Below are 14,442 nucleotides of genomic sequence, written 5' to 3' on the forward strand. Positions count from 1 at the left end.
TTCGAAGCGCCGCCGCCCCGGCCCGGCGAGCCGGACCGGGGCAGCGACACTGATCGGTTGCTTACTTCTCGATGACCGCGAGGACGTCGCGGGCGGAGAGCACCAGGTACTCCTCGCCGGCGTACTTGACCTCGGTGCCGCCGTACTTCGAGTAGAGGACGGTGTCGCCGACCTTGACGTCGATCGGCACGCGGTTGCCCTTGTCGTCGATCCGGCCCGGGCCGACAGCGAGGACGGTGCCCTCCTGCGGCTTCTCCTTGGCGGTGTCGGGGATCACGATGCCCGAGGCGGTGGTGGTCTCGGCCTCGTTCGCCTGGACCACGATGCGGTCCTCGAGCGGCTTGATCGCAACCTTGGTCGCGGTAGTCACGGGCATACCCTCCTGGGGTACTGGTTTCGTTGCTGGTCGGCGGGGCCGACCAGCGTCAATCTGCCACATGCCACCGGGCGGGGCCGTCGTCGCGGGTGCCGGTCCGCCTGGCGTGCGCACCCGGGTCGGATGACCCGGAAGCTGGCACCCTCGAGGTGAGAGTGCTAATCGCAGGTTATTCCGTGGCTAGCACTCCGTCAAGGAGAGTGCCAACGCGCCACCCGTCGTGTCGCCACAGTTCCGCCAGTCGTCACCGCGACACGCCGGCAGCCCCTGACACCGCCGTCCGGCCAGCCCGACGGGGCCGGGACAATGACCGGGTGGATCTCGACCAGCTTGCGGCGCTGCGTACCCCCGAGGGGTCGGCCGCGCTCGCGGCGGCGGCCGAGCTGCCCGGCGGCGACCCGCTGACCGCGGCGTCGGCGCTGCGCGCGGCCGGGGTGCCGGCGGGGCTGGCCGCGGCGGCGCTCACCCAGGCCGAGCTGCGCCGCCGGGCGGTCGGCAAGTTCGGCCCGGCCGCCACCGGCATGTTCTTCACCCGGGCCGGGCTGGAGCAGGCCACCCGCCGGGTGGTCGCCGAGCGCCGCGCCGCGCGGCTGCGCGACGCCGGGGTACGCAGCCTCGCCGACCTCGGGTGCGGCCTCGGCGCGGACGCGCTCGCCGCCGCCCGCGCCGGCATCCGGGTGTACGGGGTGGAGGCCGACCCGGTGACCGCCGCGATGGCCGCCGCCAACGCCGCAGCCGCCGGGCTGGCCGAGTTGTTCACGGTCGAGTGTGGCGACGCCACCGCGTTCGACGTCTCCCGGGTGGACGGGGTCTTCTGTGATCCGGCGCGACGCCAGGCCGGCACCGGGCGCCGGATCTTCGACCCGCGTGCCTACTCGCCGCCGTGGGACTTCGTCACCGGGCTCGCCGAGCGGGTGCCGCGCACGGTGGTGAAGGTGGCACCCGGGCTGGACCACGCGCTCATCCCGGCCGGCGCGGAGGCCGAGTGGGTCGGGGTGGACGGCGACCTGGTCGAGGCCGCCCTCTGGTGCGGCGAGCTGGCCGAGGTGCCCCGCCGCGCCACCGTGCTGAAGGAAGGGCCCCTTGTTAACGCCTCCGGTAGAGAAGGGTCCCCTTCTTACGAGCTGACCGGCACGGGCGCGGTCGAGGCCGCGGTGGGACCGGTCCGGCGCTACCTCTACGACCCCGATCCGGCGGTGGTCCGGTCACACCTGGTCGCCGAACTGGCCGGCGAGCTGGACGCCACTCTGGCCGACGCCAGCATCGCCTACCTCTACGCCGACCACCCGGCACGCACCCCGTACGCGCGCTGCCTGGAGGTCACCGACGTGCTGCCGTTCTCGCTCAAGCGGCTGCGGGCGCTGTTGCGGGAGCGCCGGGTGGGCCGGGTGGAGATCCTCAAGCGGGGCTCGGCGCTCACCCCGGAGCAGCTCCGGCGGGATCTGCGGCTGGCCGGCGACGCGGCGGCGAGCCTCGTGCTGACCCGGGTGGCCGGCGCACCGACCGTGCTCGTCTGCCAGCCACTGGTCTAGGTTGTCAGCGTGGCGGGACAGGGCACTCCGGCGACGGCACTGCTGGTCAGGCGCGGTGTCGCGCACAGCACGCACCCGTACGAGGTGGCACCGGACGCACCGAACTACGGGGCACTGGTGGCGGTGGCGCTGGGTGTGCCGCCGGACCGTGTGTTCAAGTCGCTGGTGACCGAGGTGGATGGCGCGCTCACCGTGGCGGTCGTTCCGGTCACCGGGGAGTTGGACCTCAAGGCGCTCGCCGCCGCGGTGGGTGGCAAGCGGGCGGCGCTGGCCGGCCGGGCGGTGGCCGAGCGGGCCACCGGCTACGTCCGGGGCGGGATCAGCCCACTCGGGCAGCGCCGACGACTGCCGACCGTGCTGGACGCCTCCGCGCTGGACCTACCGACGATCTACGTCTCCGCCGGTCGGCGCGGCCTGCAACTGCAACTCGCTCCGGCGGACCTGGTGGCGCTGACCGAGGCCCGGACGGCCCCGCTGCAGACCCGCTGAGAGAGCGGTATCCGCCCAGGTGATCATCGAGTGACGGCCACGTTGCCGAACTGTTACCGCGGCCGGCGACTTCGCTGCCCCAGCGGTCTTGTGGACGCGGCGGCAGCACCTTACGTTGCCGGGCACAACAAACACCACAACCTCCCCCACCCCCGAAAGGACCCTGCACATGCGTAAGGGGCTCCTCACCTTCGCCACCGTGGGCCTGCTGGCCACCGGAGGCACGGCGGCCTGTGGCGACACGTTCGGCGGAACCGACCAGGCCGGCTCCGCCAAGACCCCCAAGATCGGCGTGATCCTGCCGGACAGCAAGACCTCGGCCCGGTGGGAGGGCGCGGACCGCAGGTTCCTGGAGGCGGCGTTCCAGCGCGCCGGGGTGAAGTACGACATCCAGAACGCCCAGGGTGACAAGAGCCAGTTCCAGACCATCGCCGAGCAGATGATCACCAACGGCGTCACCACGCTCATGATCGTCAACCTGGACTCCGGCACCGGCAAGGCCGTACTCGACAAGGCGAGGTCGCAGGGGGTCGCCACCATCGACTACGACCGGCTCACCGTGGGCGGCTCGGCGCTGTACTACGTCAGCTTCGACAACGAGGCCGTCGGCAAGCTCCAGGGCGAGGGCCTGGCGAAGTGCCTGGCCGACACGGGTACGCGCAAGCCGGTGGTGTCGTTCCTGAACGGCTCCCCCACCGACAACAACGCCAACCAGCTGAAGAGTGGCTACACCTCGGTGCTCAAGCCGAAGTTCGACGCCGGCGAGTACGCCGCCGGGCCGGACGACGCGGTGCCGGACTGGGACAACGCCCAGGCCGCCACGATCTTCGAGCAGCAGCTCACCCAGACCAACGGCCACATCGACGGGGTGGTCGCCGCCAACGACGGCCTCGCCAACGCTGTCATCTCGGTGCTCAGGAAGAACAAGCTCAACGGCCGCGTACCGGTCACCGGCCAGGACGCGGACCCGCAGGGCCTGCAGAACATCCTCGCCGGCGACCAGTGCATGACGGTCTACAAGGCGATCAGGGAAGAGGCCGAGGCCGCGTCCGACCTGGCCGTCGCCGTGGCCCGGGGCGAGACGAAGGACACCGGGCAGACGGTCCGTGACCCGCAGACCGGCCGCGCCGTCCCCTCGATCCTGCTGACCCCCCGGGCCGTCTACCGGGAGAACGTCGCCGAGGTCATCGCGGCCGGCTACGTCACCCGGGCCGAGGTCTGCACCGGGGCGTACGCCAAACTCTGCGCCGACGCCGGCGTCAGCTGACCGGCGTCCAGGTGACTCCGCCGCCCGGCCTGGGAGGAGACTCCCGGGCCGGACGGCGCCCGCCGGTCGGGTCCGAGAGCATCTCCCCTCCACCCGAAGGAGAACCCGTGTCCTGGACACCCCTGCTGGAACTCCGTGGGATCGACAAGAGCTTCGGTCCCGTCCAGGTGCTGCGCGACGTGGCCTTCTCGGCGTACCCGGGCGAGGTGACCGCGCTGGTCGGCGACAACGGCGCCGGCAAGTCGACCCTGGTCAAGTGCATCAGCGGCATCCACCCGACCGACGCGGGTGAGTTCCTCTTCAACGGGGAGCCGGTGAGCATCGGCAGCCCCCGCGACGCCGCCGCCCTCGGCATCGAGATCGTCTACCAGGACCTCGCGCTCTGCGACAACCTCGACATCGTCCAGAACATGTTCCTCGGCCGGGAGAAGCGCAGCGGCATCGTGCTCGACGAGGCGACCATGGAGCAGATGGCGGCCGAGACGCTGGCCGGGCTGTCGGTGCGCACGTCGCTGCGCCAGCACGTCTCCAGCCTCTCCGGCGGACAGCGCCAGACCGTGGCCATCGCCAAGGCGGTGCTCTGGAACAGCCGCCTGGTCATCCTGGACGAGCCGACCGCCGCGCTCGGCGTGGCGCAGACCGCCCAGGTGCTCGAACTGGTCCGCCGGCTCGCCGACAACGGCCTCGCCGTGGTGCTCATCTCGCACAACATGAACGACGTCTTCGCCATCTCCGACCGCATCGCCGCGCTCTACCTCGGTCAGATGGTCGCCCAGGTGAAGACCACCGAGATCACCCACGCCCAGGTGGTCGAGCTGATCACCTCCGGTCGCTCGGGTCGACTCGGGCTCGCCGCCGACGCGGGCGGCGCCGGCAGCGGCGTCCAGCCCGCCGGCTCGACCACAGGAGGCGTCCGATGACCACCACCGCCGTACGCCAGGAGGACCCGACAATCGAGACGAAGCCGCCGACCGTCGGCAGCCACGTCCGTACCTACCTGGGCCGGGTCCGCGACGGCGACGTCGGCGGGCTGCCGGCGATCCTGGGACTGGTCCTGCTCTGTACGGTCTTCTCGATCATGCGGCCCTCGTTCCTGTCGGCCGGCAACTTCGCCAACCTCTTCACCCAGGGCGCCGCGGTCACGCTGATCGCGATGGGCCTGGTCTTCGTCCTGCTGCTCGGCGAGATCGACCTCTCCGCCGGATTCGCCAGCGGCGTCTGCGCCGCGGTGCTGGCCAACGTGGCCACCGTGCTCGGCTACCCGTGGTGGGTCGCGGTGCTCGCCGCGATCGTCACCGGCGCGCTCATCGGCACCACGCTCGGCGTTCTGGTCACCAAGATCGGCATTCCGTCCTTCGTGGTCACCCTCGCCGGCTTCCTCGCCTTCCAGGGCATCGTGCTGATGCTCATGAAGCAGGGCACGACCATCGCCGTCCGCGACGACGTGCTGGTGGCCATCGCCAACCGCAACCTCAGCCCGGCCCTCGGCTGGGTGCTGGCCGCCGTGGCGATCGTCGGTTACGCGGCGGTGCAACTGCTGCGGCAGCGCAACCGGGTCGCCCGCGGGCTGGTCACCGACCCGGTCGCGGTGGTCGCCGCACGGATCGCCGGGCTCGCCGTCCTGCTTGGCGTGGCGGTGTTCATCCTCAATCTGGAGCGCAGCCGCAACGTGCTGGCCGTCTCGCTGCGGGGCGTACCGGTGGTGGTGCCGATCATGGCGGCGTTGCTGGTCCTGCTGACCTTCGTGCTGCAACGCACCAGCTACGGCCGGCACATCTACGCCGTCGGCGGCAACAAGGAGGCGGCCCGCCGCGCCGGCATCGACGTCGACCGGATCCGCATCTCCGTCTTCGTAATCTGCTCCTCGATGGCCGCCGTCGGTGGCATCGTCGCGGCCAGCCGCGCGAACTCCGTCGATCCGAACACCGGTGGCAGTAACGTACTGCTCTACGCCGTCGGCGCGGCGGTGATCGGCGGCACCAGCCTCTTCGGTGGCAAGGGCCGCGTCCTCGACGCCGTGCTCGGCGGGGCGGTGGTCGCGGTCATCGACAACGGGATGGGCCTGATGGGGTACAGCGCGGGCGTCAAGTACGTGGTCACCGGCGTGGTGCTGCTGCTCGCCGCCAGCGTCGACGCCTTCTCCCGCCGCCGCGCGGCGACGACCGGCACCCGCTGACGGCGGGCAGCGCCGTGTCGTCGACCATGCGCGCAGGGCCGAGCCAGGACGAGATCCGGCGGCAGAACCTCGGCGCCCTGCTGCGTCACGTGCACGTCCACGGGGCGACCACCCGCGCCGAACTGACCACCACACTGGGCTTGAACCGCAGCACCATCGGCGCGCTGACCGCCGACCTGGCCGGCGCCGGGCTGGTCAGTGAGGCGACGCCCAAGCAGACCAGGCGGGCGGGTCGACCCTCCCTCGTGGTCCGGCCCGAGTCGGTGCGGGTCTACGCGTACGCGTACTCCATCGAGGTGGACCGGCTGCGGGCCGCCCGGGTCGGTCTCGGCGGGGCGGTGCTGGACCGCCGGGAGCTGGACCGGCCCCGGGGCCTGCTGGCCGCGGACGCCGCGCCGCTGCTGGCCCGAGCGGTCAGGGAGATGCAACGGGCGGTGCCGGCCGGTGGGATCTGCGTCGGCACCGGCGTCGCGGTCTGCGGAATGGTCCGGCGCGACGACGGGCTGGTCCGGCTCGCGCCGACCACCGGCTGGGTGGACGAGCCGATCGGCGCCGCGCTCGGCGCCGAACTGGGCCGGGACCAGCCCATCACCGTGGGCAACGTGGCCGACGTGGCCGCGTTCGCCGAACATGCCCGGGGCGTCGCGGCCGGCTGCGACAACGTCATCTACCTCTACGGCGACGTCGGGGTGGGCGCCGGCATCATCGCCGGTGGGCGCCGGCTGACCGGGCACGGCGGGTACGGCGGCGAGGTCGGCCACATGAAGGTGGTGCGCGACGGCGCGCCCTGCGAGTGCGGCTCCCGGGGCTGCTGGGAGACCCTCATCGGGGAGCACGCCCTGTTCCGCGCAGCCGGACGGTCCGACGCAAGGGGGCGGGACGCCCTGCTGGCCCTCTTCGACGCCGCCGGCCGGGGCGACGCCCGGGCGCAGACGGCCGTCCGCCAGGCCGGCGACTGGCTCGGCTTCGGCGTGGCCAACCTGGTGAACATCTTCAACCCCGAGATGGTCATCTTCGGCGGCACGATGCGCGACCTCTACCTCGCCTCGGCGGCCCAGGTACGCAGCCGACTCAACTCCAACGCGCTCGGCGCCTGCCTGGAACACGTCCGCCTGCGTACGCCCAAGCTCGGCCAGGACGCGCCCCTGATCGGCGCGGCGGAGCTGGCCTTCGAGCGGCTGCTCGCGGACCCGCTCGACGTCGGCTGAGCGCCTCCGGGCGCACGATGTCGACCGACCGGCGGTACGCCGGGAGGCGCTTTTCTGCGTACCCTGTCCGGCGTGGATGTCGAGCTGCGCGCCTCCGACGACGACCGCAACCGGGTGGTCGCCGAGCTGCACCGGCACACGGCGGCGGGCCGGCTCACCCTCGACGAGTTCTCCGACCGCGTCGGCGGGGTCTGGGCGGCCCGCACCCTCGGCGACCTCGCCGCGCTCACCCGGGACCTGCCCGCCCCGGCCGCCGCCGTCGACCCGGCCCCGCGGGACGGCCACCGCGAGCTGCTCGTGCTCTTCGCCGTCGCCGCGCTGACCCTGCTGCTGCTCGGCGGCTTGCTCGCCCTCACCCGCTGATCGATGAACTGATCGGGCGGTCAGTCCGTATCAGAGGGCGGACGGGCGGCCGGCGGGGTGCGGCCGCCCGGTCCAGACGCGTTTCGGTCCGGACCGAGGAGGCACCGCAGACATGGCACCGCTGGAATCCGCACGTCGTCGGCTGGGAGACCGGGCCCACCGGGCAGCGTTGCTGCTCATCGCGGTCGTGGCGGGAGTCGCGGTCCTGCCCGGCGTGGCCGTGGCCGCGCCGGCCGGCGGGCAGCAGCTCAACGCCGCCGACATGACGCTGCTCAACGGCGTACGGCTGGCCGGCCTGTGGGAGATGCCGGCCGGGCAGATGGCCGCCGAGAAGGGGCAGTCGGCCAAGGTCCGCGAGATCGGCGCCGGCATCGCCTCAGAGCACCAGAGGCTCGACCAGCTCGTCGTGGACGCGGCCAACAAGCTGGGCGCCACCATCCCGACCGAGCCGACGGCCGAGCAGAAGGGCTGGCTGTCGGAGATGCAGAAGGCCTCCGGCGCCCGGTTCGACCAGATCTTCGTGACCCGGCTGCGGGTGGCCCACGGCAAGATCTTCCCGGTGATCGGCGCGGTACGCGCCAGCACCCGCGACGCCACCGTCCGCAAGCTCTGCGAAGACGCCAACGCGTTCGTCCAGCACCACATGCAGATGCTGGAGAGCACCGGGCTGGTCCGCTGGCCGGAGCTGCCGCCGGCGGCGCTGCCCGCCCCCGGCCAGGACGGGCTGCTCGCCGCCGCCTCGGCCAACACCGGCCCGCAGGTGGGCGTCAGCAGCACCGTCGTCTGGCTGGTGTTCCTGGCCGCCCTCGGCACCGGCGGCATCGCCACCTACCGGATGCTGCGCCGCACCTGAGGCGACGGGGCGGGCTCGTCGCCGTGGTGCCAGGAACGCCACAGTGCGGCGTACGAGCCGCCAGCGGCCACCAACTCGTCGTGCGAGCCCAGCTCCGTGATCCGGCCGTCCTCCACCACCGCCACCCGATCGGCGTCGTGGGCGGAGAAGAGCCGGTGCGCGATGGCGATCACCGTACGGCCGGCGAGCACGGCGGCGAGCGAGCGTTCCAGCTCCCGGGCGGCACGCGGGTCGATCAGCGAGGTCGCCTCGTCCAGCACCAGGGTGTGCGGGTCGGCCAGCACCAGCCGGGCCAGCGCCACCTGCTGCGCCTGGGCCGGGGAGAGCGGGTGGCCGCCCGCGCCGACCAGCGTGTCCACCCCGTCGGGCAGCGCGTCGGCCCACTCCAGGGCGGCCACCGCGGCCAACGCCGCCCGCACATCCGCCGCGTCGGCCGTCGGCCGGACCATCGCCACGTTCTCCCGCAACGTGCCGATGAAGACGTGGTGCTCCTGGGTGACCAGGGCGACGTGCGTACGGAGTTCGTCCAGCGGCAGCGCGTCCAACCGCCGGCCGCCCACGGTGACCGATCCGCCGGTCGGCGCGTGCACCCCGGCGAGCAGCCGGCCGAGGGTGGACTTGCCGGCGCCGGAGGGACCCACCATGGCCAGCTTCTCCCCCGGTCGTGGCAGCAGGGTCACCCCGTGCAGGACGTCCCGGCCCGCGCGGTACGCGTACCGGACGTCCCGGGCGGCGAGCTGCTCCCGAGGGGCCGGGCCGGCGGTGCCGCTTTCGAGCCGGTCGTCGACGACGGCCGGCGCCGCGTCGGCGGCGCCCCCGGTCCGGGCGACACCGAGCAGGCGGGCCATCGAGGCCCCGCCGACCTGCAACTCGTCCAGCCAGCTCAGCAGCCGGTCGACCGGGTCCACCAGCTGCTGCACGTACAGGGTGGCCGCGGTGACGGCACCGAGACCGACCCAGCCCCGCAGGTGGAACCAGCCGCCGATCAGCAGGGTGGCGACCACCGGCACCACGTAGCCGATCTCGGCGACCGGGAAGAACACGGTGCGCAGGTTGAGGGTGTACCGCTCGGCCGCGTACGACCGGCGGATGTCGGCGTCGGTGCGGGCCCGGCGACGCCCCTCCTGCCGCAGCGCCTCGGTGGTCCGCGAACCCTCGACGGTCTCGCTGATCCCGTCGGTGATGTCCGAGTACGCGGCGTTCTCCCGCAGGTAGCCCGCGGGCGCGCGGCGCAGGTACCACCGGGTGCCGGCCCACAGCATCGGCACCGCCAGCAGGCAGGGCAGCGCGAGCAGCGGGGCGGTCAGCAACAGCGCGCCGACGATGAACCCGGCGGTGACCACCGCGATCAGCGTCTCGGGCACCGCGAAGCGGACGGTGCGGGACAGCGCCGACACGTCCCGGGACGTCCGGGTGAGCAGATCACCGGTGCCGGCCCGCTCCACCGTGGACAGCGGAAGGTCGAGGACCCGGTCCACGAACTCCTCCCGCAGCTCGGCGAGCACCCGCTCACCGAGCCGGGCCGACGCCAGGTGGGCGAAGCGGACCAGCACCGACTGGGCCACCACGAAACCGCCGATCAGCAGCGCGACCCGGTCCACGGTGGCGTCCACGACACCCCGGGAGATCCCCTCCACCAGGTCGCCGAGCAGGCGCGGCGCGACCAGACCGGCCGCCGCGGCCAGCGCGTGCAGCCCGAGCGCGGCGGCCAGCGCGCGCGGGTGCCGGCGGGCCAGCGTGCGGGCGTACCGGCGGACCTGCCGCGCGTCGGCCACCGGGAGTGCGGTGCCCATCAGTCCTCCTCCCGGCTGACCGTCGCCCGGTAGCGCGGCTCGCCGTCCAGCAGCTCGGCGTGCGTCCCCTCGGCCACCACCTTGCCGTCCTCCACGAAGATGACCAGGTCGGCGGCACTGAGCACCAGCGGGCTGGTGGTGCAGACCAGCGTGGTCCGCCCGGCGCGGGCGGCACCGAGCCGGGACGCGATCCGGGCCTCGGTGTGCGCGTCCACCGCGCTGGTCGGCTCGACCAGCAGCAGGGTCTCCGGGTCGGCGACCAGCGCCCGGGCCAGCCGCAGCCGCTGCCGCTGCCCGCCGGAGAACTCCCGGCCGCGCTCGGCCACCGCGCTGTCCAGCCCGTCGGGCAGCGCCTCGACGATGTCGGTGGCGCTCGCCGCCGCCAGCGCCGCGCCGAGCGCCGAGTCGTCGGCCCGGTCGTGCGGGTCCAGCTCCGCCCGGAGTCGGCCGGTGAACAGGTGCGCGTCGTTGTCGGCCACCAGGATCCGGGCGCGCACCATCGCCAGCGTCAGCTCCCCCAGCGGTACGCCGTGCAGTGTCGCGTCCGAGTCGGCGTACCGGCCGAGCCGGTCCACGATCGCGGCCGCGTCCTCGGGAGCCGTAGCCGCGAGCGCGGTGAACCGGCCGGGCCGCAGCAGCACTCCGGACTCGGGGTCGGCCAGCTCGCCCGGCCCGTCCGGCAGCGCCGCCGGGTGGACCGGGTCGACCAGCTCCGGGGTGAGCCGGAGCAGCCGCACCACCCGCCGGGCCGCCACGTGCCCCCGGGTCAACTTGTCCACCGCCTCGGTGAGGTTGCGCAGCGGACTGACCAGGAACGCGGTGTAACCGTAGAAGGCAACCAGCTGCCCGGCGCTGATCTCACCGCGCAGCGCGAACCGGGCACCCAGCCAGGTGACCAGCACCAGGAAGGCACCGGGGAGCAGCACCTGCGCCGCCTCCAGCAGCGACTCGACCCGGGCCACCCGCAGGCCGTGCGCGCGCAGCGACTGCGACCCGGCCCGGTAGCCGGCGGAAAGCACCGGCTCGCCGCCGACGCCGCGCAGCACCCGCAGCCCGGAGACGATGTCGCCGGCCCGGGCGGTCAGCGCACCCTCGGCCTCCCGGTACGCCTGCTGCTGGCGGTGCAGCGGCCGGATGAGCAGGCCCACCACCGCCATCAGCAGCGGTACGCCGAGCACCACCACCAGCCCCAGCGGCACCGAGGCGGTCAGCAGGATCACCGCGACGGTGGCGATCGCCACCAGCGAACCGGTGCCACGGGCGGTGATGTCGACGGCGTGACCGATCTGGCCGATGTCCGCCGTACCGATGCTCACCACCTCGCCGGCGGCCACCCGGCGCGGCAGCGCGGCGCCGAGCCGGTTCGCCGCCTCGACGGTCAACTGCACCGTCCGGTACGCACCGGCCAGCCAGTTGTGCACCGCGCAGCGGTGCCGCAGGATCCCGGCGACCGCCTGGAGCACCCCGAGGGCGAACAGCACCAGACCCCAGGTGAGCAGGGCGCGCTCGTCGTGGCGGGCCAGCCCGTCGACGGCCCGGCCGACGGCGGCGGGCATCAAGGCCTGGGCGACCATCCACACCACACCGAGCAGGATGCCGGCGGTGAACAGCCGCTTGTGCCGGCCGGCCAACCAGACGAGGTAGCGGGTCGCCGAGCGGGAATCGGGTACGCCGGGGTCACCGGCCGGTGCGAAGCGCATGACGCCCCGACGCTAGGCGGCGGCCAGGTGCGCGGGCGAACCAATTACCACCGGGCGTGGCGCGACTCACCGGTCGACCGGGGTGAAGTCCCAGGAGTGCGGGGCGCGGGCGACCAGCATGGCGGGAGGCTCCGGCAGCGGGCGGGGGTTGCTGCGCCACCTGGAGATGACCACCACCCGGTGATCGGTGGAGGAGAAGACCTCGCTGGAGACGTGCAGCGGGTCGTGCTCGAACTCGGGCAGGGCCGTGTCGCACACCCAGGTGATCAGGTCGGCGACGCCGTACGGCTCCGCGCGCGCCTCCCACATCCGCACGATCATGTCGGCCGTCACACGCTGACCGTGGTGAGCGGCATCGCCGAGTCCGCGGGCAGGTCCAGCCGGCTGGGCGCGACACCGGCGGCCACCAGGTGCGAGCCGAGCGCGGCAACCATCGCGCCGTTGTCGGTGCAGAGCTTCGGCCGGGGCACCCGGACCCGGATGCCGTACTTCTCGGCCCGCTGCTCGGCCAGCGCCCGCAGCCGCGAGTTGGCCGCCACTCCCCCACCGATCACCAGAGTCTCGATCCCGTTGGCGCGGCAGGCGGCGAGCGCCTTGGTGGTGAGCACGTCGCAGACCGCCTCCTGGAAGGACGCGGCCACGTCGGCCACCGGCACCGGCTCGCCGGCCCGCTGCCGGGCCTCGACCCAGCGGGCCACCGCCGTCTTGAGCCCGGAGAACGAGAAGTCGTAGCGGTGGGCGGCGAGGTCCTTCGCGGCGGTCAGGCCGCGCGGGAACGCGATGGCCTGCGCGTCGCCGGCCCGGGCCTCCCGGTCGATCGGCGGACCGCCCGGGAACGGCAGCCCGAGCAGCCGGGCCACCTTGTCGAACGCCTCACCGGCGGCGTCGTCGATGGTGGCGCCGAGCGGGGTCACCCCGCGGGCCAGGTCGTCGACCAGCAGCAGGGACGAGTGCCCGCCGGAGACCAGCAACGCGATCGCCGGCTCGGGCAGCGGGCCGTGCTCCAGGGTGTCCACCGCGACGTGCGCGGCCAGGTGGTTGACCCCGTAGACCGGCTTCTCGGCCGCGAGCGCGTAGCCCTTGGCGGCGGCCACGCCCACCAGCAGCGCACCGGCCAGCCCCGGGCCGGAGGTGACCGCGATGGCGTCGATGTCGGCGAGGGTGACGCCGGCCTCGGTCAACGCCCGGTCCATGGTCGGCACGATCGCCTCCAGGTGGGCCCGGCTGGCCACCTCGGGCACCACGCCGCCGAAGCGGGCGTGCTCCTCGACGCTGGAGGCCAGCGCGTCGGCCAGCAGGGTGTGCCCCCGCACGATGCCGACCCCCGTCTCGTCGCAGGAGGTCTCGATGCCGAGGATGAGCGGTTCGTCAGCCATGGAGATCAGTCCTCGTTGCGCTGCATGACCAGCGCGTCGGTGTTACTCGGTTGGTAGTAGCCGCGCCGCACGCCGATCGGCTCGAAGCCGTACGTCGCGTAGAGCCGCTGGGCCGGCGCGTTGTCCGCCGCGACCTCCAGCAGCACGCTGCGGGCGCCGCGCCGGGCCACCTCGGCGAGCAACGCCTCCAGCAGGGCCCGCCCGAGACCGCGCCGCTGGGCGTCCCGCCGCACGGCGATGTTCTGCACCCACGTCTCGTCGGGCGGCGCCGCGGCGAGCCCGGCGTACCCCAGCACGGAGCCATCGGCGTCGGTCGCGACCAGGTAGTGGTGCCCGTTGGCCAGTTCGTTCCAGAACATCGCCGGTGACCACTGCTCGGCGCCGAACAGGTCCGCCTCGATCGACAACACCTCGTCGATGTGCCACCAGCGGAACCGTTCCAGCCGCACCTCGCTCATGGGAGGACCGGTTTGTGGCCGGTCCCTGCCACCGCGTCGGGGCGGCGCAGGTAGAGCGGGGTGAGCCGTTCGCTCGGCGCGCCGGCCCGGATCCGCTCGGCGGCCAGCAGCGCCAGCACGGTGGCGTCCGGGTAGCGCGGCTCGGCCCGGACCGGCAGGCCGAGGACGTCGGCGTACCGGTGCGCGCCGTCGCCCACCGCGACGGTCACCGCCAGCTCCCCGGCGCGCGCGGCGGCCACCGCCGGCGCCGACACCTCCGGCCCGACGATCCGCTGCCCGGCACCGTCGTAGACCGCCCAGTAGAGCTCCTTGCGGCGCGCGTCGCTGGCCGCCAGCACCGGCTCGCCGGCGGCCGCCGGGTAACCGATGCCGTCCAGGGAACAGACGCCATACGTGGGGATGCCGAGCACCTGCCCCATGGTCGCGGCGGTGACCAGGCCGACCCGCAGCCCGGTGAACGGCCCGGGGCCCAGCCCGGCGACGATGGCCGCCAGGTCGCCGGGGCGCGCGTCGGCGTCGGCGAGGACCGCGTCGACCTGCGGCGCGAGCAGTTCGCCGTGCGCGCGGGCGTCGACCGTGCACCGGTGCGCACGCGGCGTCACGCCGTCGGCCGAGACCTCCACCAACGCCGCGGTCACCGCGGGCGTCGAGCTGTCCACCACGAGTACGAGCACGGTTAGCCAGCCTAGCCGCACGCCCCTCCACCCCGCCCACGCCCCGCCACCGACGGGCCGCAGCGCCACGGCGGCCGACTCCCCCGCCCGTCCACGCCCTGCCACCCCGCCACGCCCCGCCACCCCGCCGCCCGCAGCGCCACGGCGGTCGACTCCCCCGCCTGCCCACGCCCCGCC

At 73.9% G+C, this 14,442-nt stretch carries 15 protein-coding genes; 8 read left to right on the forward strand and 7 right to left on the reverse strand.

The genetic code is table 11. The features are described 5' to 3' along the window. Nucleotides 1-61 precede the first annotated feature (61 nt). Nucleotides 62-376, reverse strand: coding sequence for a co-chaperone GroES (groES, locus tag ACFOW4_RS09505; RefSeq protein ID WP_018222648.1), 315 nt, complete (start codon nt 374-376; stop codon nt 62-64). A gap of 314 nt (nt 377-690) precedes the next feature. Here groES and ACFOW4_RS09510 point away from each other — a divergent pair, with 314 nt between their 5' ends. The 8 genes from ACFOW4_RS09510 to ACFOW4_RS09545 all read left to right on the forward strand — a co-directional run bounded on the left by ACFOW4_RS09510 (nt 691) and on the right by ACFOW4_RS09545 (nt 8,264). After that, on the forward strand, nt 691-1,908 hold the full coding sequence (locus ACFOW4_RS09510) for a methyltransferase domain-containing protein (protein WP_377526356.1): 1,218 nt from the start codon (nt 691-693) through the stop codon (nt 1,906-1,908). Nucleotides 1,909-1,917: 9 nt separating this feature from the next. After that, nucleotides 1,918-2,397: a Cys-tRNA(Pro) deacylase gene (ybaK, locus tag ACFOW4_RS09515; protein WP_377526357.1), complete on the forward strand. Its 480-nt coding sequence runs from the start codon at nt 1,918-1,920 to the stop codon at nt 2,395-2,397. Nucleotides 2,398-2,566: 169 nt separating this feature from the next. Further along, complete coding sequence (locus ACFOW4_RS09520; protein WP_377526359.1) at nt 2,567-3,664, forward strand: sugar ABC transporter substrate-binding protein; 1,098 nt, start codon at nt 2,567-2,569, stop codon at nt 3,662-3,664. Nucleotides 3,665-3,771: 107 nt separating this feature from the next. After that, nucleotides 3,772-4,584 (forward strand): ATP-binding cassette domain-containing protein, encoded by an 813-nt coding sequence (locus tag ACFOW4_RS09525; protein WP_377526360.1) that lies wholly within the window; start codon nt 3,772-3,774, stop codon nt 4,582-4,584. Further along, entirely contained in the window at nt 4,581-5,840 is a 1,260-nt protein-coding gene (locus tag ACFOW4_RS09530; protein ID WP_377526362.1) for a sugar ABC transporter permease, read from the forward strand. Before ACFOW4_RS09525 ends, ACFOW4_RS09530 begins: the two co-directional genes overlap by 4 nt. Before the next feature lie 26 nt (nt 5,841-5,866). After that, complete coding sequence (locus ACFOW4_RS09535; RefSeq protein WP_377526363.1) at nt 5,867-7,048, forward strand: ROK family protein; 1,182 nt, start codon at nt 5,867-5,869, stop codon at nt 7,046-7,048. A gap of 72 nt (nt 7,049-7,120) precedes the next feature. After that, the gene (locus ACFOW4_RS09540; protein WP_377526365.1) at nt 7,121-7,411 is read left to right on the forward strand and encodes a DUF1707 domain-containing protein; all 291 of its coding nucleotides are present in this window, start codon (nt 7,121-7,123) and stop codon (nt 7,409-7,411) included. A 112-nt stretch (nt 7,412-7,523) separates the two neighbouring features. Beyond that, a complete protein-coding gene (locus tag ACFOW4_RS09545; RefSeq protein ID WP_377526366.1) occupies nt 7,524-8,264 on the forward strand; it encodes a DUF4142 domain-containing protein in 741 nt (246 codons plus the stop codon). On the opposite strand, the gene ACFOW4_RS09550 is transcribed toward ACFOW4_RS09545, so the two are convergent. From ACFOW4_RS09550 to tsaB, 6 genes are all read right to left on the reverse strand, one after another. Next, on the reverse strand, nt 8,240-10,057 hold the full coding sequence (locus ACFOW4_RS09550) for an ABC transporter ATP-binding protein (protein WP_377526368.1): 1,818 nt from the start codon (nt 10,055-10,057) through the stop codon (nt 8,240-8,242). The genes ACFOW4_RS09545 and ACFOW4_RS09550 overlap by 25 nt on opposite strands. Continuing rightward, on the reverse strand, nt 10,057-11,757 hold the full coding sequence (locus ACFOW4_RS09555) for an ABC transporter ATP-binding protein (RefSeq protein WP_377526369.1): 1,701 nt from the start codon (nt 11,755-11,757) through the stop codon (nt 10,057-10,059). The genes ACFOW4_RS09550 and ACFOW4_RS09555 overlap by 1 nt, the downstream gene beginning before the upstream one ends. A gap of 66 nt (nt 11,758-11,823) precedes the next feature. Beyond that, a complete protein-coding gene (locus ACFOW4_RS09560; RefSeq protein ID WP_377526564.1) occupies nt 11,824-12,078 on the reverse strand; it encodes a hypothetical protein in 255 nt (84 codons plus the stop codon). 8 nt (nt 12,079-12,086) lie between these two features. Beyond that, entirely contained in the window at nt 12,087-13,133 is a 1,047-nt protein-coding gene (gene tsaD, locus ACFOW4_RS09565) for a tRNA (adenosine(37)-N6)-threonylcarbamoyltransferase complex transferase subunit TsaD (RefSeq protein ID WP_377526371.1), read from the reverse strand. Nucleotides 13,134-13,138: 5 nt separating this feature from the next. Then, on the reverse strand, nt 13,139-13,591 hold the full coding sequence (gene rimI, locus ACFOW4_RS09570) for a ribosomal protein S18-alanine N-acetyltransferase (RefSeq protein ID WP_377526372.1): 453 nt from the start codon (nt 13,589-13,591) through the stop codon (nt 13,139-13,141). Then, nucleotides 13,588-14,265 (reverse strand): tRNA (adenosine(37)-N6)-threonylcarbamoyltransferase complex dimerization subunit type 1 TsaB, encoded by a 678-nt coding sequence (gene tsaB, locus ACFOW4_RS09575; RefSeq protein ID WP_377526375.1) that lies wholly within the window; start codon nt 14,263-14,265, stop codon nt 13,588-13,590. The genes rimI and tsaB overlap by 4 nt, the downstream gene beginning before the upstream one ends. Nucleotides 14,266-14,442: the final 177 nt, after the last annotated feature.

This window comes from Micromonospora sp. GCM10011542, assembly GCF_042650685.1.
Classification (GTDB): Bacteria; Actinomycetota; Actinomycetes; order Mycobacteriales; family Micromonosporaceae; genus Micromonospora.

Bases quoted from the DNA above. Each gene is read 5' to 3' on its own strand.
- ACFOW4_RS09545 (WP_377526366.1), top strand. From the start codon at position 7,524: ATGGCACCGCTGGAATCCGCACGTCGTCGGCTGGGAGACCGGGCCCAC.
- tsaD (WP_377526371.1), bottom strand. From the start codon at position 13,133: ATGGCTGACGAACCGCTCATCCTCGGCATCGAGACCTCCTGCGACGAG.
- ACFOW4_RS09550 (WP_377526368.1), bottom strand. From the start codon at position 10,057: ATGGGCACCGCACTCCCGGTGGCCGACGCGCGGCAGGTCCGCCGGTAC.
- ACFOW4_RS09555 (WP_377526369.1), bottom strand. From the start codon at position 11,757: ATGCGCTTCGCACCGGCCGGTGACCCCGGCGTACCCGATTCCCGCTCG.
- ACFOW4_RS09535 (WP_377526363.1), top strand. From the start codon at position 5,867: ATGCGCGCAGGGCCGAGCCAGGACGAGATCCGGCGGCAGAACCTCGGC.
- rimI (WP_377526372.1), bottom strand. From the start codon at position 13,591: ATGAGCGAGGTGCGGCTGGAACGGTTCCGCTGGTGGCACATCGACGAG.
- groES (WP_018222648.1), bottom strand. From the start codon at position 376: ATGCCCGTGACTACCGCGACCAAGGTTGCGATCAAGCCGCTCGAGGAC.
- ACFOW4_RS09560 (WP_377526564.1), bottom strand. From the start codon at position 12,078: ATGATCGTGCGGATGTGGGAGGCGCGCGCGGAGCCGTACGGCGTCGCC.
- ACFOW4_RS09530 (WP_377526362.1), top strand. From the start codon at position 4,581: ATGACCACCACCGCCGTACGCCAGGAGGACCCGACAATCGAGACGAAG.
- ACFOW4_RS09520 (WP_377526359.1), top strand. From the start codon at position 2,567: ATGCGTAAGGGGCTCCTCACCTTCGCCACCGTGGGCCTGCTGGCCACC.